Annotated in this window: 24 protein-coding genes and 1 tRNA gene; 10 read left to right on the top strand and 15 right to left on the bottom strand. The window is 63.8% G+C overall.

Annotation, left to right across the window (positions count from 1 at the left end):
- The first annotated feature begins 9 nt into the window (after positions 1–9).
- The gene (locus ASS64_RS02355; protein WP_157075050.1) at positions 10–966 is read left to right on the top strand and encodes a hypothetical protein; all 957 of its coding nucleotides are present in this window, start codon (positions 10–12) and stop codon (positions 964–966) included.
- Between the two features lie 2 nt (positions 967–968).
- Positions 969–2,369, top strand: a complete 1,401-nt coding sequence (locus tag ASS64_RS02350; RefSeq protein ID WP_067689258.1) for a sensor histidine kinase KdpD — start codon at positions 969–971, stop codon at positions 2,367–2,369.
- On the opposite strand, the gene ASS64_RS02345 is transcribed toward ASS64_RS02350, so the two are convergent.
- From ASS64_RS02345 to gltX, 3 genes are read right to left on the bottom strand one after another with little or no spacing between them, the layout of a single operon-like run.
- On the bottom strand, positions 2,370–2,561 hold the full coding sequence (locus tag ASS64_RS02345) for a hypothetical protein (RefSeq protein WP_067689255.1): 192 nt from the start codon (positions 2,559–2,561) through the stop codon (positions 2,370–2,372). It abuts the gene before it with no gap.
- Between the two features lies 1 nt (position 2,562).
- Positions 2,563–3,849: a citrate synthase gene (locus ASS64_RS02340; protein WP_067689252.1), complete on the bottom strand. Its 1,287-nt coding sequence runs from the start codon at positions 3,847–3,849 to the stop codon at positions 2,563–2,565.
- 9 nt (positions 3,850–3,858) lie between these two features.
- Positions 3,859–5,307: a glutamate--tRNA ligase gene (gene gltX / locus ASS64_RS02335; RefSeq protein ID WP_067689249.1), complete on the bottom strand. Its 1,449-nt coding sequence runs from the start codon at positions 5,305–5,307 to the stop codon at positions 3,859–3,861.
- Positions 5,308–5,335: 28 nt separating this feature from the next.
- On the opposite strand from gltX, the gene ASS64_RS02330 reads away from it, so the two are divergent.
- Positions 5,336–7,519, top strand: coding sequence for a ComEC/Rec2 family competence protein (locus tag ASS64_RS02330; RefSeq protein WP_067689246.1), 2,184 nt, complete (start codon positions 5,336–5,338; stop codon positions 7,517–7,519).
- 22 nt (positions 7,520–7,541) lie between these two features.
- Here the strand turns inward: ASS64_RS02330 and lexA are convergent, their stop codons facing one another.
- The 8 genes from lexA to ASS64_RS02290 all read right to left on the bottom strand — a co-directional run bounded on the left by lexA (position 7,542) and on the right by ASS64_RS02290 (position 16,081).
- A complete protein-coding gene (lexA, locus tag ASS64_RS02325; protein WP_067690318.1) occupies positions 7,542–8,231 on the bottom strand; it encodes a transcriptional repressor LexA in 690 nt (229 codons plus the stop codon).
- A 147-nt stretch (positions 8,232–8,378) separates the two neighbouring features.
- Positions 8,379–9,164: an indole-3-glycerol phosphate synthase TrpC gene (trpC, locus tag ASS64_RS02320; RefSeq protein ID WP_067689243.1), complete on the bottom strand. Its 786-nt coding sequence runs from the start codon at positions 9,162–9,164 to the stop codon at positions 8,379–8,381.
- Between the two features lies 1 nt (position 9,165).
- Entirely contained in the window at positions 9,166–10,158 is a 993-nt protein-coding gene (gene trpD, locus ASS64_RS02315; RefSeq protein WP_067689239.1) for an anthranilate phosphoribosyltransferase, read from the bottom strand.
- Positions 10,155–10,769, bottom strand: a complete 615-nt coding sequence (locus ASS64_RS02310; RefSeq protein ID WP_067689235.1) for an aminodeoxychorismate/anthranilate synthase component II — start codon at positions 10,767–10,769, stop codon at positions 10,155–10,157. Before ASS64_RS02310 ends, trpD begins: the two co-directional genes overlap by 4 nt.
- Positions 10,770–10,844: 75 nt before the next feature.
- Positions 10,845–11,807, bottom strand: a complete 963-nt coding sequence (gene pip / locus ASS64_RS02305) for a prolyl aminopeptidase (RefSeq protein WP_067689233.1) — start codon at positions 11,805–11,807, stop codon at positions 10,845–10,847.
- Positions 11,804–12,643, bottom strand: a complete 840-nt coding sequence (locus tag ASS64_RS02300; protein ID WP_067689230.1) for a phosphodiester glycosidase family protein — start codon at positions 12,641–12,643, stop codon at positions 11,804–11,806. The genes pip and ASS64_RS02300 overlap by 4 nt, the downstream gene beginning before the upstream one ends.
- Positions 12,640–14,178, bottom strand: a complete 1,539-nt coding sequence (gene trpE, locus ASS64_RS02295; protein WP_083508118.1) for an anthranilate synthase component I — start codon at positions 14,176–14,178, stop codon at positions 12,640–12,642. The genes ASS64_RS02300 and trpE overlap by 4 nt, the downstream gene beginning before the upstream one ends.
- Positions 14,147–16,081, bottom strand: a complete 1,935-nt coding sequence (locus ASS64_RS02290; protein ID WP_067689227.1) for a peptidylprolyl isomerase — start codon at positions 16,079–16,081, stop codon at positions 14,147–14,149. The genes trpE and ASS64_RS02290 overlap by 32 nt, the downstream gene beginning before the upstream one ends.
- 196 nt (positions 16,082–16,277) lie before the next feature.
- Between ASS64_RS02290 and tpiA the strand changes: the two genes are divergently transcribed.
- The 3 genes from tpiA to ASS64_RS02275 all read left to right on the top strand — a co-directional run bounded on the left by tpiA (position 16,278) and on the right by ASS64_RS02275 (position 19,215).
- Positions 16,278–17,039: a triose-phosphate isomerase gene (gene tpiA, locus ASS64_RS02285; protein WP_067689224.1), complete on the top strand. Its 762-nt coding sequence runs from the start codon at positions 16,278–16,280 to the stop codon at positions 17,037–17,039.
- A gap of 78 nt (positions 17,040–17,117) precedes the next feature.
- Positions 17,118–17,474: a preprotein translocase subunit SecG gene (gene secG, locus ASS64_RS02280; RefSeq protein WP_067689221.1), complete on the top strand. Its 357-nt coding sequence runs from the start codon at positions 17,118–17,120 to the stop codon at positions 17,472–17,474.
- A 106-nt stretch (positions 17,475–17,580) separates the two neighbouring features.
- Positions 17,581–19,215 carry a CTP synthase gene (locus ASS64_RS02275; protein ID WP_067689218.1) on the top strand — a complete coding sequence of 545 codons (1,635 nt, stop codon included), beginning with the start codon at positions 17,581–17,583 and terminating at the stop codon, positions 19,213–19,215.
- A 325-nt stretch (positions 19,216–19,540) separates the two neighbouring features.
- Here ASS64_RS02275 and ASS64_RS02270 read toward each other — a convergent pair whose 3' ends face one another.
- Positions 19,541–20,017 carry an Hsp20 family protein gene (locus ASS64_RS02270; protein ID WP_067689215.1) on the bottom strand — a complete coding sequence of 159 codons (477 nt, stop codon included), beginning with the start codon at positions 20,015–20,017 and terminating at the stop codon, positions 19,541–19,543.
- A 165-nt stretch (positions 20,018–20,182) separates the two neighbouring features.
- Here ASS64_RS02270 and grxC point away from each other — a divergent pair, with 165 nt between their 5' ends.
- From grxC to ASS64_RS02250, 4 genes are all read left to right on the top strand, one after another.
- On the top strand, positions 20,183–20,446 hold the full coding sequence (grxC, locus tag ASS64_RS02265) for a glutaredoxin 3 (protein ID WP_067690313.1): 264 nt from the start codon (positions 20,183–20,185) through the stop codon (positions 20,444–20,446).
- Positions 20,447–21,265, top strand: a complete 819-nt coding sequence (locus ASS64_RS02260; protein WP_067689212.1) for a carbon-nitrogen hydrolase family protein — start codon at positions 20,447–20,449, stop codon at positions 21,263–21,265.
- A 9-nt stretch (positions 21,266–21,274) separates the two neighbouring features.
- Positions 21,275–21,736, top strand: a complete 462-nt coding sequence (locus ASS64_RS02255; RefSeq protein WP_067689209.1) for a DUF1178 family protein — start codon at positions 21,275–21,277, stop codon at positions 21,734–21,736.
- Between the two features lie 38 nt (positions 21,737–21,774).
- Positions 21,775–21,851 (top strand) — tRNA-Arg (locus tag ASS64_RS02250).
- On the opposite strand, the gene ASS64_RS02245 is transcribed toward ASS64_RS02250, so the two are convergent.
- From ASS64_RS02245 to ASS64_RS02235, 3 genes are read right to left on the bottom strand one after another with little or no spacing between them, the layout of a single operon-like run.
- Positions 21,852–23,030: an MFS transporter gene (locus ASS64_RS02245; protein ID WP_067689206.1), complete on the bottom strand. Its 1,179-nt coding sequence runs from the start codon at positions 23,028–23,030 to the stop codon at positions 21,852–21,854. It abuts the tRNA gene before it with no gap.
- A complete protein-coding gene (locus ASS64_RS02240; protein WP_067689203.1) occupies positions 23,027–23,941 on the bottom strand; it encodes a haloalkane dehalogenase in 915 nt (304 codons plus the stop codon). Before ASS64_RS02240 ends, ASS64_RS02245 begins: the two co-directional genes overlap by 4 nt.
- A 48-nt stretch (positions 23,942–23,989) precedes the next feature.
- A complete protein-coding gene (locus ASS64_RS02235) occupies positions 23,990–24,916 on the bottom strand; it encodes a mechanosensitive ion channel family protein (RefSeq protein WP_067689200.1) in 927 nt (308 codons plus the stop codon).
- Positions 24,917–24,965 lie beyond the last annotated feature (49 nt).

Below are 24,965 nucleotides of genomic sequence, written 5' to 3'. Positions count from 1 at the left end.
GCCATGCTGATGCCTGACGCTGCATCCCCCGAGGCCGCTGCCGATCGGGAACCCCTGCGCGACGCGATCGCGCGCGGCAATGCGATGCTTGCCCGGATTGCTCCCATCCTGTCGCATTTGCTGGCTACCCCCGACCATTCGTTGTTCAGCGACGAGATCGTCGCGCGGATCCGCGGCATGTGCCACAATCTCGCATGGCAGGTCCTGCGCGCGCAGGCCGAGGCTGCGGGGCAGGCGGGCAGCGAAGCCTTCGCCGAACGCCATGGCGAAGCGCTGGCCGAGCATTTTTTCGGCAGTCCCGCTCTGCTCGCGCATTGCCATGCGCTGGCGCTGGAATGGCAGCTGACCGAACGGCTCGAGGCCCAATACGGCATCGACCCGGTGCTTTCCCCGCTGGTGCAGGAACTGATCGCTTCCGATGATAGCGCCCTTGCCAGCGCCGCGATGTCAGCGCTTACCGCGCAGGCACGCTTTGCGCAGACCCAACGCAGGATGGAATTGCCGCTGGGTGAGTTGCCCGGCGACCTGTTTCACGATTTGCTGATGGGCTGGCGCGCCTTTAGCGGACAATTGCGTTCCGATGCGATGATCCGCGCGGAAGCCAAGCTTCGCAACGCTTATGACGAGGGAGCCGGACGACTATCGCTGCTGGGGCGGGTTGTCACCGGAATGGGCAATGCGGCGCTGCGGGCGCTCGATGTCGATCAGGCAGGTCCGGCGCTGTTTCTTTCTGCGCTGGCGGCACGCTCGGGGCAGTCGCGCGTCGCTGCGGTGCTCTCGACCCACCATCAGCAGACCGCGCGCCTTGCGCTGGGGTTGCGCGGGGCAGGGCTCGACAGCGCCGATGTCGAGCGACAGGTGCTGCGGCTCAATCCGCAAGCGATCCCGCTGCGGGAGATCGCCGGCATGGCTGCCGAGGAGGCGCGCGGCCTGCTTTCTCAATCCACGCCGGTCGGAGCAGGCTGACGATGGCCACCGTCGGAACCCGATACATTGCACGGGCCAGAGCGGATGCGGACCGCAAGCTTGTCGAAGCCGACGACCCGCTGGCGGAGCTGCAGCAGGCCTGTGGCGGCTCGATCGGGTCGCGGATTGCGATTCCCGAGCTTCTGGCGCTCGTCGAAGAGGCGCAGCGTTACGGACTGCGCCTTGCGCGCCAGTTCGAGGCCATCGACGGCGAGAAGCGGATTACGGCCTGGGTCGAGATTTCCCCGATCACAGACGAATCGGGCGAGGCTGACGGCTGCGCGATCGACGTGGTGAGCTGGCATAGTGAGGAACTGCCGCCCGAAAACGATATCGATGCAGCGCGGCGCCGCCTCGAGATCAATCGTCACCTTGCCGACTGCACCGCAAGGCTCGACTCAAACCAGCGTCTGCTGTCGATCGACACCGAAGCCGCCGACCTTGTCGATTTCGCCGAGAAGGCGCAGGCCAACGTCGGCAAGCCGTGGACCGACTTGGTACGCCTGCCTGGCAATACGCATCGGCAACCGCTCCATTGGCGGCTGCTCGACGGCGCCAGGTGCGAAATCGATGGTTCGGGCCGCAGCTGGACCGCACATCTTGAACCGCTCGGCCAGCCGCAGCCGGGCAGTGCCGGTTTCGTCCTCTATCTCACCGCCGACAGCCCGCTCGCGGAGGATGGTTCGGGCGCTGACAGCGATAGCGAAGACGGACCATCCTTTGGCCGCGACCTCACGCCGGTCCTGCGCCAGCCGATCAATCGCATCATCGCCAATGCCGAAACGATCCGGACCAAGCTGGCGGGGCCTTTGGCCGATGAATACAGCTCCTATGCGTCCGACATCGCCACCGCGGCACAACACCTGCTTGCGCTGATCGACGATCTTTCGGATCTCGAAGTGGTCGAATCGGAGGATTTCGCGACCGCTCCCGACCGGATCGAACTGGCCGACGTCGCCCGCCGTGCCTGCGGTATCCTGGGTGTGCGGGCGCGCGAGAAGGGCATTACGCTGGTCGCGCCGCCGGAAGGGGAAAGCCAGCTGGCCATCGCCGAGTTCCGCCGGGTGCTGCAAATCCTGCTCAATCTGGTCGGCAATGCGATCCGCTATTCACCCGATGACAGCCAGGTGTGGATCCGGCTCGACCGGATCGGCAATCGCGCCTTGATCACTGTGGCCGACCAGGGTCACGGGCTCGAGGAGGAACAGCAGCAGCAGGTGTTCGAGAAGTTCGAACGGCTCGGGCGCAGCGGTGATGGCGGCTCTGGCCTTGGACTCTACATTTCGCGGCGGATTGCGCGCGCGATGGATGGCGATCTGACGGTGGAGAGCGCGCCGGGACAAGGCGCGCGCTTTACCCTGTCGGTTCCGGCAGCCGAGGATCTGCGCGAAAAACCGCGCTGATCAACCGCGGCGCGATCCGCTGCGAAACAGGAACAGACCGACCATAAAGGTTATCGCGCCATAAAGCGCCCATTCGCGTTCCGCGAGCATGAAGCTGTCGGCGGGCCACATAACGAGGCCCAGACCCTGGAGCGTCCACAGGCCTCCGGAGAGCATCAATGCCGCTCCGAAGGCCATGAGGACGAAACCCATGTCAGCGCTGGCCGATGGCTACGTAGTCGCGCTCGGTCGGGCCGGTATAGAGCTGGCGCGGACGGCCGATCACCTGCGCGGGGTCCGAGATCATCTCGTTCCACTGTGCGACCCAGCCGACCGTGCGGGCGAGGGCGAAGAGCGCGGTGAACATGGTCGTCGGGAAGCCGATCGCCGAAAGGATGATGCCCGAATAGAAGTCGACGTTCGGGAAAAGCTTCTTTTCCTTGAAGTAATCGTCGTTGAGCGCAAGCTCTTCGAGTTGAAGCGCGGTCTCGAACACCGGATCGGTGACGTTGAGCGCCTCGAACACCTCGCGCACGGTCTTCTGCATGACCGTCGCGCGCGGGTCGTAGTTCTTGTAGACGCGGTGGCCGAAGCCCATCAGGCGGAAGGGGTCGTTCTTGTCCTTGGCGCGCTCGATATAGTGCGGGATGCGATCGGGCGTGCCGATCTCCTGCAACATGTTGAGCGCGGCCTCGTTCGCGCCGCCATGCGCCGGGCCCCACAGGCAGGCGATGCCGGCCGCGATGCAGGCGAACGGGTTGGCACCCGACGAGCCGGCAAGGCGCACGGTCGAGGTCGAGGCATTTTGTTCGTGGTCGGCGTGGAGGATGAAAATCCGGTCCATCGCCTTTTCGACTGCCGGGTGCAGCTCGTATTCCTCGGCCGGAACGCCGAACGTCATGCGCAGGAAATTACCCGTATAGCTAAGCGAGTTGTCCGGCTGCATCATGGGCTGGCCGACCGAGTACTTATAGGCTGCGGCGGCGATCGTCGGCATCTTCGCGATCAGGCGGTGGCTGCTGATCTTGCGGTGCTCGGGATCCGAGATATCGGTGCTGTCGTGATAGAAGGCCGACAGTGCGCCGACCACGCCGCACATGATGGCCATCGGGTGCGCATCGCGCCGAAAGCCCTGGTAGAACTGGCGCAGCTGGTCATGCAGCATGGTGTGCCGCGTGATCGTATAGGTGAAATCGTCCAGTTCGGCCTGCTGCGGCAGCTCGCCGTTGAGTAGCAGATAGGCGACTTCCATGAAGCTCGAATTTTCAGCCAGCTGGCCGATCGGATAGCCGCGGTGCAGAAGGACGCCTTCCTCGCCGTCGATATAGGTCAACGCACTTTCACAGCTGGCGGTGGACTTGTAGCCGGGGTCGTAGGTGAACTTCCCGGTCGTACCGTACAGCTTGCGGATGTCGACCACATCGGGCCCGACGCTGCCCTGCAGCACGGGGAATTCCTGGGTCTGACCGCCCAGATCGAGGGTTGCCTGCTTGTCGGCCACGCGTTTCTCCTACTCGTTCTCTTCGGTGCCTGAGGGCGAGGCCTGCGCATCGATACGCAGGAGCGACTCTTCCTTGCCCAGCAGGACCAGCACATCGAAAATGCCGGGCGACGTGGTCGTGCCCGTCAGCGCTGCGCGCATGGGTTGCGCGAGCTTGCCAAGACCCAGTTCGAGCTGCTCGGCATACGATTTCGTAGTGGCTTCCAGCGCCTCGATTGTCCAGTCATTTTGCACATGCAGCATTTTTGACAATCCGGCGAGGCGCGCACGTGCGTCGTCATCGAGAAGCTTGGCGGCCTTCTCCGTCATTTCCAGCGGGTGTTCGGTAAAAAGAAAGGCTGCGCCCTCAGTGAGTTCGTTGACGGACTTCGCGCGCGTTTTCAGCACGGGCATGGCCTCGGTAAGCAGTTTTGTGTCTGCTTCCGGTCCCATCCTGGCGGCGACGATTTCCGCCAGTCGAGCATCGTCCGCCTCGCGAATGTAGTGGCCGTTGAGATTCAGCAGCTTCTTGCTGTCGAAGCGCGCCGGTCCCTTGCCAACGCCGTCGAGGTCGAACAGTTCGATGGCTTCCCGCTTCGTGATCTCTTCGCGGTCGCCATGGCCCCAGCCAAGACGCAAGAGGTAATTGAACAGCGCTTCGGGAAGGATGCCTTCCTCGTCACGATAGGCTTCGACGCCGACAGCGCCGTGCCGCTTCGACATTTTCGCGCCGTCGGGCCCGTGGATCAGGGGGACGTGGGCGTAGACCGGATCCGGCCAGCCACCCTCTATCTGGTCCATCGCCCGTATGATCGGCAATTGACGGAAGGCATTGTTGAGATGGTCGTCGCCGCGGATGATATGGGTGACGCCCATGTCGTGATCGTCGACCACAACGGCGAGCATGTAGGTCGGCGTGCCATCGGCGCGGAGCAGGACGTAATCGTCGATCTCGGCGTTGTTTACCGTGACCTTGCCCTGAACGGCGTCCTCGATCGTCGTCTCACCTTCGGTCGGCACCTTCAGCCGGATCACGAAGGGCGCGCCGTCGGGCGCTTCGCTCTCGTCGCGGTCGCGCCAGCGCCGGTCGTAGCGCATCGGCTGCTTGTTCGCGCGTTGCTGGGCGCGCATCTCCTCGAGTTCCTCGGGCGTGGCAAAACATTTATAGGCATGGCCCGCCTCGAGCAACTTATGTGCGACTTCGGCATGGCGTTCGGCGCGGTCGGACTGAAAAACCGGTGCCTCGTCGAAATCGAGGCCCAGCCAGTCGAGCCCGTCGATAATCTTTTCGATCGCATCGGGGGTGCTGCGCTTACGGTCTGTGTCCTCGATCCGCAGCAACGCGCGGCCGCCATGATGCCGCGCATAGAGCCAGTTGAACAACGCCGTTCGCGCCCCGCCGATATGGAGGTAGCCGGTCGGCGAGGGAGCGAAGCGGGTGACGACCTGCCGGGTCTTGCTGCCACTAACGCTTGCCATTGTCTCTCGCTTCCTTTCAAACACTTGCATGGCGACACGGGGGACGCCTTCGATACCGATGGGGGAGGCGGGCGACGAGGCCCGCAATATGGTGCCGCGCCCTTGGCGCATGAGCGCTCTCTTGTCCAGTTTTGCGCGGCGTTTCGAGGCATTTCTCGCCGCTGCGGAATTCGATCGCGGACCGTGGCTGGTGGTCGCCTTTGCAGCCGGGATCGGGTTCTGGTTCTATCTCGGTACCCCCTGGCAATGGCTGGCGGTCATGGCAGGCGGAGTCGCCGCGGTGATGCTGGCGCTGGCCACATGGCGGAGCGACGAGCGCCGCGTCTACACGCTTGCTGCGGTGCTCTCGGTCGGGCTGGCCTTGGCGGCAGGGACCGCGCTGGTTTGGGCGCGTTCGGGAATGGTCGGTGCGGAACCGATACCCCATCCGCGCTTCGAACTAATCGATGGTCGCATCCTGGAACGCGAGGAGCAACCTGCAGAAGACCGCGTGCGCCTCGTCCTTGCGGCGCGCGATGCCGAGAGCGGGCGCGCGGTTGCCTATCGCGTCAACCTTCCGGTCGATGCGGATCGCAGGATTTTCCGCGAAGGCGCCCGTATCCGCCTTGCGGCGCGCCTGATGCCGCCATCGCCGCCGATCGTGCCAGGCGCCTACAATTTCGCGCGGCGTGCTTGGTTCGAGGGGCTGTCGGCAACCGGTTCGGTGGTGGGCGCGGTAGAATTGGTGGAGCCGCCACCGCCGGCGGAGTTATCTCTAGCGTCGATCCAGCGGCGCCTGTCTGCGCATGTGCGCGCCAACCTCGGAGGCACTTCGGGTGCAATCGCCGCGACACTGGCCAGCGGCGACCGCGGCGCGATCCCCGAAGCCGACGAGGAGGCGATGCGCGATTCCGGGCTGACGCACCTGCTGTCGATCAGCGGTTTGCACGTCAGCGCAATCATTGCGGCGACCTACCTCGTCGCGCTCAAGTTGCTCGCGCTGTGGCCTTGGCTGACCTTGCGCGTGCGCTTGCCCCTGGTCGCGGCGGGCGCGGCGGCATTGGCAGGGATCGGTTATACGCTGCTGACCGGCGCCGAGGTTCCGACCGTGCGCAGCTGCATCGGAGCCTTGTTGGTGCTTGTCGCCCTGGCGCTGGGGCGCGAGCCGCTGTCATTGCGAATGGTCGCGATCGCTGCGGGCGTGGTGCTCGCGCTGTGGCCGGAATCCCTGGTCGGGCCGAGCTTCCAGATGAGTTTCGCTGCGGTGATCGCGATCGTAGCGTTGCATAATGTCCAACGGATAAGGGACTTTCTGGCGCCGCGCGAGGAGAGCTGGGTGCGGCGCTTTGGCAGGCGGGCAGCCATATTGTTCCTGACCGGGCTGGTGATCGAGCTGGCGTTGATGCCGATCGTGCTTTTCCATTTCCATCGTGCCGGTGTCTACGGCGCGGCGGCCAACCTGATCGCCATTCCGTTGGTGACTTTCGTATCCATGCCGTTGGTAGCGCTGGCCTTGCTCCTCGATCTCGCAGGCGCGGGAGCCCCGGCATGGTGGCTCGTCGGACACTCGCTCGACCTCTTGCTTGCCATTGCGCACTTCTTTGCCGAGCAGCCGGGTTCGGTAAAGCTTGCCCCGCGGATCGGTATGGGGGCGATGGTGCTCTACTTAGCTGGGGCGCTTTGGTTGGCTTTCTGGCAGGGCGGAGCCAGGCTTTGGGGATTCGCGCCGGTTGCGGTCTCTGCAGGAATGATGGCGACGGCGCCCGTGCCCGATATTCTAATTACCCGTGACGGGCGCGATATCGGCGTTGCGAACGAAGACGAACGCTTGCTGGTCTTGCGCGACAGCGAAGGCGGTTATGCGCAGGACAACCTTCTCGAGCTGGCAGGGACCGACCTTGTACCGATCCCGCTATCGCAATGGCCACGCAGCAAATGTAGTGCCGAATTCTGCACGCTATCGATCGCTCGGGAAGGGCGCGACTGGTCGATTCTGGTAGCCCGCAACCGCGATCTCGTCGCCGAACGTGCTTTGGCGGCGGCCTGCCGACATTCCGATATCGTGATTGCCGACCGTTTTCTGCCGCGAAGTTGCAAGCCGCGCTGGCTCAAGGCCGATCGGCGGTTCCTCGATCGCGAAGGCGGTACGGCGATCTATCTGGATGAACCGCGCATCGAAACCGTTGCACAGGACGAGGGCGAGCATGGCTGGTGGCGCGCATCCGCCCGCTGAGAACCGCGGGGCGCAATGCCCGTCAGTGATAGCGCCGCAGCAGCCCTGCGAGCTTGCCCTGAACCTGCACGCGGTGCGGTTCGTAGACTTGCGGCTCGTAAGCGCCATTGGCGGGATCGAGCACGACCCGTCCACCATCCTTGCGCAGATACTTGAGCGTCGCTTCCTCATTATCGACCAGTGCCACTACGATCTCGCCGTCGCGTGCGCTGTCGGCGCGCTTCACCAGCGCGTAATCGCCATCGAAAATGCCCGCCTCGATCATCGAGTCGCCCGAGACCTCGAGCGCATAATGTTCGCCGGGGCCGAGCAGGGCGGCAGGAACCGGCATGCTCGACTGCCCTTCGATCGCCTCGATCGGCGCGCCGGCGGCAATCCGGCCATGGAGCGGTACGTCGATTATGTCGTTCGCAGGATCAGGCGCGACGGCTTTCGCGGGCATGGCGGCGCTGACAGGATCGTTCGCCGGAGCAGGCCTCGGCGTGCCCATCACTGCATCCTCGGGCAGTTTGACCACTTCGAGCGCGCGGGCGCGATTGGGCAGGCGGCGAATGAAGCCGCGTTCCTCGAGCGCGGAAATCAACCGATGAACACCCGACTTGCTCTTGAGATCGAGCGCTTCCTTCATCTCCTCGAAACTCGGCGAAATGCCGGTCTCTTCCAGCCGCTGCTGGATGAAGCGGATCAATTCGTGCTGCTTGGCGGTCAGCATGGTGCGCACTCCCGTTTCGCCTGTTCACAAACCTGTGAACGAATGCGGAACAAGTAAGCAACCTGATTCGCCAAGTCAAGCAATAGCGTGATTTTCGAACGGTTTGCGGTGGAACAATTGTTCCCGGTTCGGTCCGGCGTGGAGAGTTCAACCGCCAAGCAGCGCTCGCGTCGCTGCCTCGACATCGGCCTGGCGCATCAGGCTTTCTCCGACGAGGAAACTGCGCACTCCCGAGCGTGCCAGACGCTCGCAATCGGCATGGGTGGCAATTCCGCTTTCGCCGACCAGAAGGGCATCGTGTGGCGCGATCGCGGCCAGCGTTTCGGTGGTCGCGAGATCGGTGGTGAAGGTCTTGAGATCGCGATTGTTCACCCCGATCAATCGCGACTGGAGACAGGTTGCACGTGCCAATTCGGTGCGATCGTGAACTTCGACCAGCACGTCCATCTTGTGTTCGATCGCCGCCGCTTCGATCTCGACCATGGCGCCGTCCTCGAGCGCGGCAACGATGATCAGGATCGCATCGGCACCGATTGCCCGGGCTTCGGCGACCTGCCACGGATCGACCATGAAATCCTTGCGCAGGACGGGCAGGGCGCAAGCCGCGCGGGCCTCGACCAGATAGTCCTCGTGCCCCTCGAAATAGGGCGCATCGGTCAGCACAGAGAGGCACGCGGCGCCGCCCGCTGCATAGGCGTGGGCATGGTCGGCGGGGCGGAAATCTTTGCGTATCAGACCCTTGGAGGGAGATGCTTTCTTGATCTCTGCGATCAGCCCGAAGCCGTTCTCCTGTGCCTGCGAGAGCGCGGTCTGGAACCCGCGGGGGGCGGTTTGTTCCTTGGCTAGGGCTTCGAGATCGGCAAGCGAGCGGCTCGCCTTGCGAGCAGCCACTTCCTCGCGCTTGGTCGCGCAGATTTCTTCCAGCTTGTTCATGTCACGCGGCCATTGCGATCCAGTTGTCGAGCAGAGCCTTGGCCTTGCCCGAATCCAGCGCTTCTGCAGCGATTTCGGCGCCTTCGGTCCAGTCGTCGGTGCGATCGGCGACAATCAGCGTGGCAGCGGCATTGAAAAGAACGGCATCGCGATAGGGACCCGGAGTACCGCTGAGCAGTGCCTCCAGCGCGCGCGCATTGTGGTCCGGATCGCCGCCGCGAATGGCTTCGACAGGTGCGTGCGGCAGGTTGGCCTGAACCGCGACCACCCGACGCATTTCGAATTCGTTGCCCTTAACATCGGCCAGTTCATTACCGCCTGCTAGGCTCAACTCGTCGAGCCCCTCGTCGCCCGAGGCGATAAAGGTGCGATCGGTTCCCAGCTTGGCCTTGGCCGCCGCGTAGATCGGAACATAGGCGGGCCGCGCGATGCCGATGAGCTGGCGACGCACACCGGCAGGGTTCGACAGCGGACCCATAAGATTGAAGATCGTACGCACGCCCAATTTCTGGCGAATGGGCTGGATCCGCCCCATCGCCGGGTGATGGTTCTTGGCGAAAAGGAAACAAATCCCCAGTTCCGCCAGGGTCTTCTCGGCGCTTCTTCCCGCCGCTTCCATGTCGAGACCGAGCGCCTCCAGCGTGTCGGCCGCGCCCGATTTGCTGCTGGCCGCGCGATTGCCGTGTTTGGCAACGGGCACGCCGCAGGCAGCGACGACCAGGCTGACCGCCGTCGACACATTGAGCGTGTGATGGCCGTCGCCGCCGGTGCCGCAGCAATCGACCGTTCCCTCGGGCGCATCGACCGGGATCAGCCGCGCGCGCAACGCTCGCGCCGCCCCGGCGATTTCGTCCGAAGTTTCGCTCCGCGCCGACATGTCGACGAGAAACCTCGCGATGTCCTCGTCTGACGTTTCGCCGTCGAGGATCCAGCCAAAGACCTCTTCGGCCTCCTGCTCGCCAAGGTGCTGCTTTGCGTCGGGAAGTCGTTTCATGCCGGGACCTTGGCGGCGATACCGCAGATGTCGAGGAAGTTGGCGAGCAGCGCGTGACCGTGCTCGGTGGCAATGCTTTCTGGGTGGAACTGGACGCCGTGGATCGGCAGCTCGCTGTGGCGAAAGCCCATCACGCTGCTGCCGTCGAGGCCGGGCGTCTCGCTGGTGGCGTTGATTTCGAGGCAATCGGGAATGTTCTCGACCACCAGCGAATGATAGCGCGTCGCCGTGAAGGGCGAGGGCAGGCCGGCAAAGACCCCGCTGGCATCATGCGTCACCGGTGACGTCTTGCCGTGCATCAGCCCACCACGGACGACCCGCCCACCGAAATGCTGGCCGATGGACTGATGGCCGAGACACACGCCGAGTAGCGGCTTGCCTGCATCGGCGCACGCCGCCACGAGGTCGAGGCTGACCCCCGCCTCGTTCGGCGTGCAGGGGCCGGGCGAGATCAGAAAGCCCGCGTGATCTGCGGCCAGCGCCTCGCTCGCCGAAATGGCGTCATTGCGCACCACCTCCACACGCGCGCGCATTTCCATGAGATAGTGGACGAGATTGAAGGTGAAGCTGTCGTAATTGTCGATTACGAGGATGGTGCGAGTGTCGGTCATTCGTGGCGTCAATGAAGCCCTGGCGCTGTGCTTTCAAGCAAGGAAAGCTGCGAAAGGCGAAACGTCAGCGTGGCGTTACGCCCGCTTGCCCGCCAACTGGTCGGTCGCGCGAACCAGGCCGTCGACGATACCGGGTTCGCTGGCGCTGTGTCCGGCGTCGTCCACCATCCACAACTCGGCTTCGGGCCAGGCCTTTTTCAGAGCCCAAGCAGCACTCGGCGGAGTGCAGATGTCATGGCGGCCCTGCACGATGATTCCGGGAATACCGGACAGCCTCCCGACCTTCTCGAGCAACTCGTTCTCCTCGAGGAAGAACCCCTCGAGAAAGAACTTGGCGCAGATCCGTGCGAAGGGAACCGCCTTGGCCGGATCGCCGAAGCTTTCGAGCAGGGACTCGTTCGGCAGCAGCGTGGCGACATGGCCTTCCCACAGCGACCATTCGCGCGCCGCCGCCAGCCGGGTGGCCTCGTCCTCGCTGGTCAGGCGATTGTAGTAAGCGCGCACCAGATCGCCGCGTTCCGGTTCGGGGATGAGGCCGATGAACTCGTCCCACTGCTCGGCCATGATTTCGCTTGCGCCGTAGCCATAGAGCCAGGTCTTTTCCTGCTCGCGCGCTAGGAACACGCCGCGCAGCACGAGTTCGCTGACACGTTGGGGATATTTCTCCGCATAGGCCAGGGCAAGGGTCGAACCCCAGCTGCCTCCGAATGCCTGCCATTTGTCGTGACCGCACATGTCGCGCAAACGCTCGATGTCTTCGACGATCCGCCAGGTATCGTTGTGCTCGATCTCGGCGAAGGGTAGCGACTTGCCGCAGCCGCGCTGGTCGAACAGCAGCACGTCGTAGAGCTCCGGATCCCACTGGCGACGATGGTCGGGCGACATGCCGCCGCCGGGACCTCCGTGGAGGAAAACCGCAGGCTTCGCGCCCCTGGTGCCGACCCGCTCCCAATAGAGTGAATGGCCTTCGCCGACATCGAGCATGCCGGTCTCGAAGGGTTCGATCTCGGGATAGAGCGTGCGGCGGGCTTCGGTCATTCGGAGGCCTTCTTCTTGACGACGACGATGGGACCGATGGGCGCCCCCGTGTCGAGCCGGTCGGTGGAAGGGTTCCACATCAGCGAGACGTTTCCGTCGAGGAACAGCGCGTTCTTAACGTCCAGCTCGTCCTTGTAGAACCGGGCGAGCTTGCCGAAAGAGATCGGCGCGTTCGATATCACGAAATGCGCTCGGCCATCGTCATCGACGCCGACGGCGTTGCGGACCAGGCGAGAAGGCCCGTCATGCGTAATCGTGGGGTGAATTTTGCCGTCGATAACAAGCATCGGTCCCGACTGGGTGCCGAATTCCGGGCGGTCGGTGACATTGGCCAGGAAGCTGTCGGTACTGCGGACAACCCATTCGCCGCCGCTGCCGTAGAACACGCCATTGGGCTTCATGTGGAAATTGCCCTCGCCATCGGCGGTGTTGAGCGTTTGCAGGCGCTGCGAGTTCTCGACGAAATACCCGATAGGCTTGCCTTCATCGTCGAACATGCCCGCGTTCATCGCAAAGGCGATGGAGTCAACTTCCTGGGCGCGGGCGAAATCCGTCAGGCTTCGAAAGGGTGCAGCGCTATCTGGCCCGAGCTCCATGGCGATGCTGTGCCGCGAGGGAACCGCCAGGCAGTGGCTGAGCGGCGTGTCCTCGAAAATGATCGATCGGCAGGCGCTCTCGACCTGGCTCGCAAGTGTTGCGGTCGGGCTTGGTTCGGGAGTGGGTGACGCGGTGGGCTGCTTCCCGTCGATGCGCGCACGCGCGACGGGTTCGCCTTCGGGCTGTGCTTCACAGGCTGTCAGCGCAAGCAGAACCAGCGCAACGATAGTTGTTCTCATTGACCGAACCCGGGCTCCATCGCGAGGCGTACGGCTTCCTTTGCCGCAGCGAGCAGCGCGCCCGCCTTCGCTTCGCATTCTCTCTGTTCATAGGCTGGATCGCTATCGGCGACGATCCCGGCGCCTGCCTGCACATGCATCGTACCGTCTTTGACCACGGCGGTTCGCAGGACGATGCAACTGTCGACAGAGCCGTCTGGCGCGAAATAGCCCACACCGCCGGCATAGGGGCCGCGGGTGGCCGGTTCGAGTTCGGCTATGATCTCGCACGCACGCACCTTTGGCGCGCCGCTTACGGTGCCTGCCGGGAACCCGGCGAACAGCGCGTCGATCGCATCCTTCGATGGATCGAGCCGTCCGGTGACATTGCTGACGATATGCATGACGTGGCTGTAACGCTCGACGGTGAAGCTCTCGGTGACGGTAACGCTGCCCGATTCAGCCACCCGACCCACATCGTTGCGCCCCAGGTCGAGCAGCATCAAGTGCTCGGCCCGCTCTTTCGGGTCGGACAGCAGCTCTTGTTCGGCGAGCCGATCTGCAGCCTGCGTTGCGCCGCGCGGACGGGTGCCGGCAATCGGCCGGATCGTCACTTCGCCGTCGCGCACGCGGACGAGGATTTCCGGGCTCGATCCGACGATGGCGAAGCCGGGCATGTCGAGGAAATAGAGGAATGGTGACGGATTTACGCGCCTCAGCGCGCGATAGAGCGCCATCGGTGGCAGCGCGAAGGGCGAGGTGAAGCGCTGCGAGAGCACGACCTGGAAGATGTCGCCCGCCTCGATGTAGTCCTTCGCGCGCAGGACCATGGCCTCGTAATCGGCTGCCGGCATGGTGGGGTCGAGCGCCGGTTCGGGATGGTCGGCAAGGTGGTCGCCCGCATCCGCATGGGGCTGGGCCAGCTTGCGCAGAACTTCGTCGATCCTGTCGCCTGCTCGCTCGATCGAGCCGCCCTGCCACACCGGTGCAATGCAAAAAAGCGCATCGCTGAGCCGGTCGAAAACCAGCAAGACGGTCGGGCGCACGAACAGCATGTCCGGGAGGTCGAGTGGACCTTCGGATGGGCGCGGCAGCTTTTCGACCAGTCCGATGGTTTCATATCCGAAATGGCCGACAAGGCAGGCCAGCGCCGGCGGCAGTTCCTCGGGCACGGAGCAGCGGCACGAGTCGACCAGCGCGCGCAGGCTGTCGAGTGTTCCGTGCTGGCAAGGCTCGAAGCCATCGCGCGCGAATTGCCATTGCGGATTGATCTCGGCGCGGTCGCCGGTGGCGCGAAACACCAGGTCGGGATCGAGCCCGATGAGGCTGTAGCGCCCGCGCACCTCGCCGCCCTCCACCGATTCGAGCAGAAAGTCGCCGCGACCGTCCTCGAACAGCTTGAGCGCAGCGCCAACCGGTGTTTCGGTATCGGCTACGATTTCGCGCCACACCAGCGCAGGAGTGCCCCGCGCCAGCGCTTCGTGCGCCCGTTCGACGCCCTTCAGGCCGCTGCCCAAGCGCGCCTCAGTTGCCGGTGAGCTGTCTGCGGACAGCATCGATGGCCGTCTGATTGCGCGACACGCCCAGTTCCTGCCGCATCGCCAGCCCGAGCTGTTCGGCATATTCGTCGCCCAGCAGGGGACCCATCTGGCGCCGAGCCTGGGCGATCAGCGGGTCGTCCTGGGCGATGTCGTCCATCGCGATCTCGTCGACCTTGACCACGAAGAAACCGGCATTCCCTCCCGCGTCGAGCTTCTTGACCGTGCCTTCGGCCATGCTGAAGAGCAACGCAATTGGCGGTGGAATGCGCCGCTCGCGCTGGCGCGCGAGGTCCTCGCGGGTCATGTCGATCGACTGGGCCGGGGGCACCCGGCGATCTTCCGCAGCCAGAGCATCGGCGATCGAGTCGCCATTGCGGAGGCGGGCAATCACGCGGTCGGCCGCTGCCTGTGCCGCCTTCATCCCTTCGCTGGCCCGCCAGCGCGCCTCGACCAGTTCCTCGATTTCTGCATAGGGAGCCACGGCAGCAGGAGTGATGTCGCCGACTTCGTAGACCAGATAGGTTTGTCCGCCGTTGACCGGAGCGATCTCGGGTTCTTCCTCATCCATCTGGAATGCCGTTGCCAGCGCCGGCTGCAAGACTTCGGGAACCGTTTGCTGCGGATTTTCGAACAGGCGGCCGTTCGCGAGCGCCGGGCCGACGGTCGTCAGCTCAAGGTCGATTTCGTCGGCCACCTCGGCCAGCGTGGCGCCGTCGGCGAGCTGATCCTCGATTTCGGTCGCGAGGTCGGCGAGGCCGCGAACGCGTTTTTCCTCGCGCAAGCTGTCGGCGATCTCGCCGCGAACTTGGGCGAGGCTCTGGGCGGGTCGTGAGTCGATCGAATCGATTCGTGCCAGGTGCCAGCCGAGCGGGCTGCGTGCCGGTCGGGTCATCTCGCCACGTGCGGCGGAGAAGTAGGCGGCGGCGACAGCTGGCGAGGCCTGCGCGGCCAAGCCTTCTCGTGCAACATCGACGACCGGCGCAGCGCGCAGTCCGGCTTCGCGGGCAACCTGTTCGAAGGGTGCTCCGCCCTCCACCCGTTGCCGGATCGAGTTGGCCGCGGCTTCGGTGGGCACGATCAATTGGGTGAAATCGCGTGTCTCGCTAGCCGCATATTGCTCGGCGTCGCGCTCGTAACGTGCAGCGATCTCGGCAGCAGTCGGTTCGATGCGGTCGCCCAACGCAGCCGAATCGAAGGTCGCGTAGCGGATCGTACGACGCTCCGGCCGGACGAAATCGTCTCGGTTGTTATCGTAAAAGGCGCGTAGCACTTCCGCATCGGGCTCGCCCGAGGGAGCATAGGTTGCCGCGGGGAGGAGCGCGATCGAGCCTTCCCGACGTTCCTTGAATAACTGCGCGTAGCGATAGGCCAGCTTGTCCGGCACGGTCGCGCCGAAGCCTGCCGGAAACAACATCTGCTGCGAAAGGAGGCCGATTCCGAGATCCTCACGCACCTGTGCATCGGTAATGCGCTGTTGCGCCAGCGCCTGGCGATAGGTGTCTTCGCTGAAATTGCCATCGGGCCCGCGGAAGGCCGGGATCATCCGGATCTCGCTGTTGACCAGATTGTCGCCCGCACGAATGCCATGCTCGTCGGCATAGGCCTTGATCGCAGCCCTATTGATCAGGGCCTCCAGAGCCGAGTTCAAACCGCCGTCGCGAAGAAATTCCCGCATTGTCGCAGTGGGTTGTTCCTGCCGTACCCGGTCAAGGCTGTTGTTCGCGCCGCGCAACAGGTCCGAAGTCGAGATTTTTTCGTCGCCGACCACCGCGACGCGATCGCCGCCGGCAATACCACCGAAGGTTCCGGTGCTCGAAACATCGGCGCTGGCAAAGGCAAGAGCGATCAGACCGAGGAACGCCAGCGCAATGGCAAGGCCGAGCTTCGTCTTGAAGAAATTGCGGAAAAACTGGAACATGGCGTGCGGGCGATCCCGTTGGCTGGCTGCTGTCGTTCAGGCGGTGCCTGGATGGGTTGGGGCGCTTTATCCCCCCTGCGACCCGTCGGCAACAGGTTGCAAAGGGTTTTGACGTGGGAACAATCCTTCTCTAGCGGAGCGCAGCTCAAGCCCCATATAGCGGGCCATTCAACCAGACATATCGCAGGATCTACCCATGGCCGAACGGCCCTACATCGTCGGAAACTGGAAAATGAACGGCACGCGCGCAATGCTTTCCGAAGCGCGCGCGATCGACCGTGCTGCGCAGCGCTATATGAAGGTCGAAGTAGCTGTGGCGCCTCCCTACACGCTGATCCATGCCGTGCATAAGGAGGCCGAGCAGATCGGTGTCGGGGCGCAGGATTGCCACCCGGGGGTAGAAGGCGCACATACGGGCGACATCAATGCTTCGATGATCGCCGACGCCGGTGCGAAGTTCGTAATCCTCGGCCACAGCGAGCGGCGCCAGGGACACGGCGAGTCCAACGAGCTGATCAACGCGAAGATCGAATCGGCGCTCGAAGCAGGCCTGCGCGTGATCCTGTGCTGCGGGGAAACGTTGGAGACGCGCGATGCCGGAGATGCCGAGAGCTTCGTACTGAATCAAATAAAGGCGGCTCTGCCGCTGTTCGGGGAGCCGGCCGAGCGGCTGACGATTGCCTACGAACCGATCTGGGCAATCGGCACCGGTCGCACCGCCACCTCGGAAGACATCGAGGCGATGCATCGTTCGATCCGCGAACTGCTTAACGAGACATACGGTGAAGAAGCTTCCGCGGCGGTCCGGATACTCTATGGCGGATCGGTAAAGCCCGATAACGCGCCCGAAATTCTTGCGACGCCCGAAGTGGGCGGGGCGCTCGTCGGCGGGGCCAGCCTCTCTGCCGAGACTTTTCTCGGAATTGTCGTCGGCGCCTCGGAATCCGAAGAGGCCTGATCGCCAGCCGCTTGCCGTTTTGCCGAGGCGCGCCTAAATGCGCCTCAGCCCGTTGATACCAGTCCCAAGAGTACCCGCATGTTCCTCTTCCTCACCGTCCTCCAGGCGATCGTCGCCGCCGCGCTTGTCGGCGTCATCCTGATGCAACGCTCCGAAGGTGGCGGTCTGGGTATCGGCGGCAGCCCCTCGGGCATGCTGAGCGCGCGCGGTGCGGCGGACTTCCTGACCCGTTCCACAAAATGGCTGGCGGTCCTGTTCGTGATTCTCTCGATTGCGCTGGCTGCCGTCGCGGTGGACACGACGGGCGGCGATGCCATCGAATCGACGCTCGATCGATCAGTCGCTCCGGCGGCGCCCGTCGATCCGCTCGGCCCGGCAACCACTGGTGAAGAGGCCCCGGCAAGCGACGATCCGCTTGCCGACGTCACCCCGTAACTCACACCCCAATCGCTGGTGCTTTCGATTGCGCCGCCCGCGCGGTGCGATTTGCGGTGCTTTGCGCTTGCCCCGACTCAACGAATAAGCTTAAGGCCCGACTCCCATGGCGCGGTATATCTTTATCACCGGCGGCGTGGTCTCCTCGCTTGGCAAAGGTCTCATGGCAGCATCGCTTGCTGCCCTCCTCCAGGCGCGTGGCTACAAGGTCCGCATTCGGAAATTCGACCCCTATCTCAACGTCGATCCGGGCACGATGAGCCCGTATCAGCACGGCGAGGTCTATGTGACCGACGACGGGGCGGAAACCGACCTCGATTTGGGCCATTACGAACGCTTCACCGGTGTTTCGGCGCATCAGGGCGACAACATCACGAGCGGAAGGATCTACCAGGACATCATCGCCAAGGAGCGCCGCGGCGATTACCTCGGTGCGACGGTTCAGGTGGTCCCGCACGTGACCGACGAGATCAAGGCTTTCGCGCTGGCGGGCCAGGGCGACCACGATTTCATCCTGTGCGAGATCGGCGGCACGGTGGGCGACATCGAAGGCCTGCCCTTCATGGAAGCCATCCGCCAACTGCGGAACGAGCTCGAGCCGTGGCAGACGCTCAGCGTCCATGTGACATTGGTGCCCTACATCGCTGCAGCAGGCGAGCTGAAGACCAAGCCGACCCAGCACTCGGTGCGCGAACTCGCCAGCCTGGGTATCAAGCCGGACGTGCTGCTGTGCCGCGCCGAGCATCCAATTCCCGATGGCGAGCGCCAGAAGATCGCCAACTTCTGCAACGTGCGCAAGGAAGCGGTCATTCCAGCGCTCGACGCTCCGTCGATCTACTCGGTGCCGCTGCAATATCACGGCGAAGGCCTCGATACCGAGGTGCTGCGCGCCTTCGGCATCACCGATGCACCCGATCCCGATTTGTCACGCTGGTACGATGTGGTCGATCGGCATTCCAATCCCGAAGGCGAGGTCACGATCGGTGTGGTCGGCAAGTATGTCGGCCTGCAAGACGCGTACAAATCGTTGAACGAGGCGCTTGTCCACGGAGGTATGGCGCACCGCGTCAAGGTCAACCTCAAGTGGATCGACGCGGAAGTCTTCGAAGGCGACGACGCGGAAATCGTCGCCAAGCTCGAGCCGATGCACGGCATCCTCGTTCCCGGCGGCTTCGGCGAGCGTGGCAGCGAAGGCAAGATCGCGGCGGTGCGCTTTGCGCGCGAACGCAAGGTACCCTTCCTCGGTATCTGCCTCGGCATGCAGATGGCATGTATCGAGGCGGCGCGTTCCGCAGGTTACGAGCAAGCCTCGTCGACCGAATTCGGCGAGACCGAGCAGCCTGTCGTCGGGATAATCACGGAGTGGATGACCGAAGAGGGCCTCCAGACCCGCGAAGCCGGTGGCGACCTGGGAGGCACGATGCGGCTTGGAGCCTACGACGCCAAGCTGGCTGGTAACAGTCATGTGTCGGGCATCTATGGGGGTGAGACGACGATCTCCGAACGACACCGCCATCGTTACGAAGTCAACGGCGCCTATATCGAACCGCTAGAGAAGCAGGGCCTGATCTTTTCGGGCATGTCGCCCGATGGCCTTCTGCCGGAGATTGTGGAGCGTCCCGACCATCCCTGGTTCGTCGGCGTGCAGTTCCACCCGGAGTTGAAGTCGAAACCGTTCGATCCGCACCCCTTATTCGCCGGATTCGTCGGAGCTGCGCTGGAACAGGCGCGCCTGGTCTAGCAGCCCTGAAAACCCGAAAATCTCTAAGATTATGATATTGTTGAGTTCCGTGAGCCGGAACTTGTAAGCACGCGACAAAATCCAATCCGGCCCGCGCAGCGGGTTTATCTTTTGATACATGTCGGGCACTATGACGTTGTTTCCCGGCGGATTTGCGCGGGTTTTCGAGACAGACGCTTCGCCAGCAAGCGGTGGGGCTTGCCTCGATGACGGTTGTCTTCTGCGACCCGGACGGCCGATTTCGGGGTAGGGCGGCGTACAACGTCGCGGGGGCGGAACCAGGTTCCGCCCCCTTTTCGTGTTCAGTCTGTGTGTTGGAAGAGGCTCAAGCAGCCTTGCTGTCGCCGCCCTGGTCTTCGTCCTTGACCACTTCGAGCGGCTGCTGGCCGCCGATGGCGATCTTCTTGGGCTTCATCGCATCGGGCACTTCGCGTACGAGGTCGATCACCAGCAGGCCATCGGCCAGGTCGGCATTGGCGACCCGCACGTAGTCGGCCAGTTCGAAGCGACGCTCGAAACCGCGATTGGCGATGCCGACATGCAGCATTTCGCCTTCGTTCGACTCGTCGCGCTTCTTGCCGGTCACGACCAGCAGGTTCTGCTGCGCGACGATATCGAGATCGCCCTCGCGGAACCCGGCCACGGCCAGCGTGATGCGATAGTCGTCATCGCCGCGGCGCTCGATATTGAAGGGGGGGTAATTGTCGCCGCCGGCGTTGCGCGCCTGGCGTTCCATCAGGTCGAACACGCGGTCGAATCCGACGGTTGAGCGGCGGAATGGGGTAAGATCCATACGGTTCATCGAAACAAATCCTCTTGTGAGCGATTCTATCAGGGCGGGGCCCGTGATCGGCACCCCGTCGCCGCCACACCCATTGTGGCGACACACTCGAGATAGGAGCGCCGAAATCGCTTTCAAGTGGTCCGACGGCGCGCTAGCTTGATCGCTGAAAACAAGGGAGTTTCGATGAGCCAGCCCCAGGTCGACATCTATACCAAATTCGGCTGCGGATACTGTTTCCGCGCCAAACGCCTGCTCGATGAGAAAGGCGTGGATTATGCCGAACACGATATCACCATGGGTGGCCCGAAGCGCGAGGAAATGCTCCAGCGCGCGCCCAACGCGATGACCGTACCGCAGATATTCATCGGTGAAACGCATGTCGGCGGTTCGGATGAGCTCGCCGCGCTCGAGCGTTCGGGCAAGCTCGACACGCTGCTGACGGGCTGAATGCCGAAAATCGCCGTCCTCCAGATGACCTCGGGCATCGATCCCGAGGCGAATGCCGACGTGCTTGCCGAAGCGGTCGAGCGCGCTGCGGGCGAGGGTGCCGAAATGCTGTTCACGCCGGAAATGTCGGGCCTGCTCGACCGCGATCGCAAGCGCGCTGCGGCCTCGATCCAGCGCGAAGAGGATACTGCTGCGCTGACAAGGGTCCGCAATGCCGCGCACAAGGCGGGGATCTGGGTTTCGCTTGGTTCGCTTGCCGTGGAAAGCGAAGGAACACGCTGGGCCAATCGGGCTTTCGTGATCGATCTGCTAGGACAGATTGTTGCGCGTTACGACAAGATACACATGTTCGATGTCGACCTCGCCAGCGGCGAGAGCTGGCGCGAATCGAATGCCTACAAGTCCGGCGCGCATGTCGTCACGGTCGACGACACGCCGGTCGGCAAGCTTGGGCTCACAGTCTGTTACGACATTCGCTTCCCGGCGCTGTTCGAGGCGCTAGGCCGGGCCCGGTGCGATTCTATTGCGATTCCCGCAGCCTTCACCGTGCCCACGGGCAAGGCGCACTGGCATGTACTCCAGCGCGCCCGCGCCATCGAGGCGAGCGCTTTCGTGGTGGCCGCGGCACAGGTTGGCGAACATGCCGACGGGCGGCGGACCTATGGCCACAGCCTGGTGATCGATCCCTGGGGCGAAGTGTCGCTCGACATGGGCGGTGAGAAACCGGGATTGGGCTTTGCCGATATCGACCTCGCACGCATCGCCGAGGTGCGGGCACAGGTTCCGAGCCTTGCCAACCGGTGCGAAATCCCCAAATAGGCCGCAGCAATGATCGTATTCGACCTCTCCTGCAGCGAAGGCCACCAGTTCGAGGGCTGGTTCGGTTCCTCGGACGATTTCTCCGAACAGAAGGCCGCCGGCCTTTTATCGTGCCCGCAATGCGGCTGCGCGCAAATCGGCAAGGCGCCTATGGCCCCTTCGGTCCCGGCGAAGGGCAATGCCCGCACGATCGAGCGCACCGAAACCACGCAGATGGCCACGGGCGAAATGCCTGCAGCGGTCAAACAGGCGCTCGAAACGCTTGCAAAAGCGCAGGCCAAGGCGCTGGAAAGCAGTACGTGGGTCGGCGACAAATTCGCGGAGAAGGCGCGTGAAATGCACTATGGCGAGGCCGACGAAGCCCCGATCCATGGCCGCGCCACGCGTGACGAGGCCGAGGACATGGTCGCCGAAGGGATCGCGGTGGCTCCGCTTCTGGTGCCCGTCGCCCCGCCGGAAGAACTCAACTGATTGCCACGCGTTTTCGAAGCGCTATACGGGGGCGGGAAGCGCCCGTAGCTCAGTAGGATAGAGCATCAGATTCCTAATCTGGGGGCCACAGGTTCGAATCCTGTCGGGCGCACCATTACCTTCCATAGCGACGCCCCACCATGGCAAGGCCGCTGAGCACCAGCGAGCACGCGCCCAGCAGGATACAGGTACCGGCCCAGCCGAAGGCATCGTAGGCGGCGGTGCCGGCCCAGCTTCCGAGCCCGCCGCCAATGAACATGATGACGACATAGACCGTGGTCAGGCGCGTCCTGATCGCGGGATCGAGCGCGAGGAAGGTCATCCGTCCCGTGACGTCGACGCCCGGCCCGACGAGGTTGGCGATGAACAGCGGCACGAGAAGGCCCCATAGCGACCCTCCCAGCGGCCATAGGAGGAGGATGCCGATGAGCTGGACGACCGCAAAAATGGTACGCGCCTTTCGCGGGCCGACATGGTCTGCCCATCGCCCCAGTCGCGGGGTCGACACGATGCTGACTGCGGCGAGACCCGCCAGATAGCCCACCGTATCCGTACCGTAGCCCATCTTCGGCGAGGTCAGGTAGAGCGCGAGTCCGAGCCAGACCGCGATGAATTGCGCAAAATTCAGCCCCTGGATGGCGCCCGACAACAGGATCTCGCGGTTGCGGGTGACCAGCGGAAAGACCGAAAGAAGCAGGCTGCCGTAGGATTGCCGGTCGCCGGCCGAACGTTCGCCGCCCTCCATCAGGCGGGGGAGGGCGAGGGTGACGGACAGCATCAGCGCTGTCGCGATCCAGTATACGGCGCGCCAGCCATAATATTCTGCGACGACACCGGCGCCAACCCGCGCAACCAGAATGCCGAGAATGACGCCGGCGGCGAGTTTGGCCGTGACCTGGCCGAGCCGTTCCGGCGCGACGCGTTTTGAGGCGTAGGCGGGCAGGAGATAGGGCGCGATGGTGAAGTAGCCGAGCAGGGTGGAGCCGATCACGAACAGGGTGAAGCCCTTTGCCAGCGTCATGATAGCCAGCGAGGCGGTCTGGCCGGTGGCGAAGGCGATCGTTAGCCGGCGGTTGGAAATCCGGTCGCCCAGTGGCAGCAGCATGAAGATGCCGACCGCCAGCGCGAGCTGGTTGAGCGCGGGCACGAGCCCGATGCGCGCATGGCTCACGCCGAAATGGTCGGCAACGTCGCCGATGATCGGATGGATATAATAGGCGTTCGCGGTCACCACCGCGGCTGCGATGGCGAGCGATGTCTCCTGCGCTTCGGTCAGTCGCGCGGGGTGGTTCAAGCCAGATGGCCTGCCTTGCGCGCCATCTCGATGACGCCCTGGGCAAGCGCTTCTGGTTGGTCTTCCTGACAGAAGTGCCCGCATGTCGGGAGGGTGCGATGGGGCTGGCCTTGCGCCCCGGCGATCCGCTCGATCAAAAGTTTCTCGCTGCCCTTGGTGATCGGATCGTCTTCGCCGAACAGGGTGAGAAAAGGTTTGTCGTAAGCCGCCAGCGCTGGCCAAGCCCGCTTGTTGTCCTCGACCCCGGGCATGCCCTCCTCGACCGGGACGAGCGCGGGGAAGGCGCGCGCTCCGGCCTTCGAGGGTTCATCGGGGAAGGGCGCGTCATAAGCGGCGATTTCAGCTTCGCTGCGCGACGTGGCCGTGGCGCGATCGAGCAGCGGCCCGATGTGGAAATCTGGCGAGCTCTTGGCAAATTCGCGCCAGGCGAGGAACGCCTGGCTCGGCGTCCCGCCCGCAGGCAGGAAAGTGTTGCTGGCAACGACGCAGGCGAAGAGATCCGGATCGTGGGCGACCATGCGCAACCCAAGCAATCCGCCCCAGTCCTGACAGAACAATGCGGCGGGCCGCGGTTCGACTGCCGCGCGCCACTGCTTGAGCCAGTCGACGTGGCGAGCATAGCTGTAAAACGCAATGTCGTCCGGCTTATCGCTTTTGCCGAACCCGATGAGGTCGGGTGCGAGGACGCGGAAACCGGCGTCGGCGAGGATCGGGATCATCTTGCGATAGAGAAAGGACCAGCTGGGTTCGCCGTGGAACAGCAGCACCGGCGGGGCATCCTTCGCGCCCTCGTCCACATAATGCTGCCGCGCCGTCAGCCCGTCGCCGAGATCGACCTCGAACCAGTTCTCGGCAAAGGGGTAGTCGGGAATATCGGCAAAGCGTTCGGCGGGTGTGCGCAGGATCTGCATCGGTCTCTCCTCCCAAGAGACCGAAAAACCCGGTCTCGATTCGAAACCTTAAGGTGTCTTGCGACTGGTGTCACCCAATTGGCTGACCGGGACGGTCTCCTTGAAGGTGTGGGTGACATAGGGGAAGGGGATTTCGATTCCGGCTTCGTCCAACGCGGCCTTGATCGCGCGAACCACCTTGTCCTTGCTCTCCCAGCCGTCACGCGGGGTCGAACCCGCCCACCAGCGGACGAGGAAATCGACCGAGCTGGAATTGAATTCCTGCGCGAAGATATCGATGCCCTTGCTCGCCAGCACATCGTCGATGTCCTCGACCGCGCGGCGGATGACGTCGGCCGCATGATCGAGTTGCGTGTCGTAGGAGACGCCAACCACCACTTCGTGGCGCCTTTGCTCTTCGTCGGTGAAGATCTCGACCGGGTTCTTGAACAGGATCGAGTTGGGCACGACGGTCAGCTCGCCCGACAGCTTGCGCACATGCGTTTCGCGCAAAGTGATGTGTTCGACCTTGCCGGTGATGCCCTCGCACTCGATCACGTCGCCGATGCGCATCTTCTCGCGCACCATTATGAGCACGCCGGCGAGGAAGTTTTCGAAGATGTCCTGGAAGGCGAAGCCGATCGCCACTGCGCCGATGCCGAGACCTGCCAGCAGGCTGGCGGGTGTCATGCCCGGCATCACCACGATCAGCGCGACCATCAGCCCGATGATCCAGATCGTGAGGCGCACGATGGTGTCGATCAATTGCTTGAGGCTGGGGCGGATTTCCGAGCTGCCGATGAGCCGGTCCGCGATCCGGACGGCGAATTTGGCCACGATCCAGGTCAGCAGCAGGACAAGCAGCGCGATCACCATGCCAGGAACCGCGCGCACGACCCCTTCGGCCATGTCGACCAGCTGGTCCTGCAATGTCGAGAAGGTGTTGACCGTCTGGTCGTAGGTTTCGCCGGCCGGCGTGGTTTGCGTCGCTTGCATGAAACTCCCCGCTTGTTCCGATCTCAACGGGACAGGCGGGGCCGGGTTC

Origin of the sequence: Erythrobacter sp. AP23 (assembly GCF_001542855.1) — a bacterium.
Lineage (GTDB): Bacteria > Pseudomonadota > Alphaproteobacteria > Sphingomonadales > Sphingomonadaceae > Qipengyuania.
This window is presented reverse-complemented; position numbering and strand designations above follow the sequence as displayed.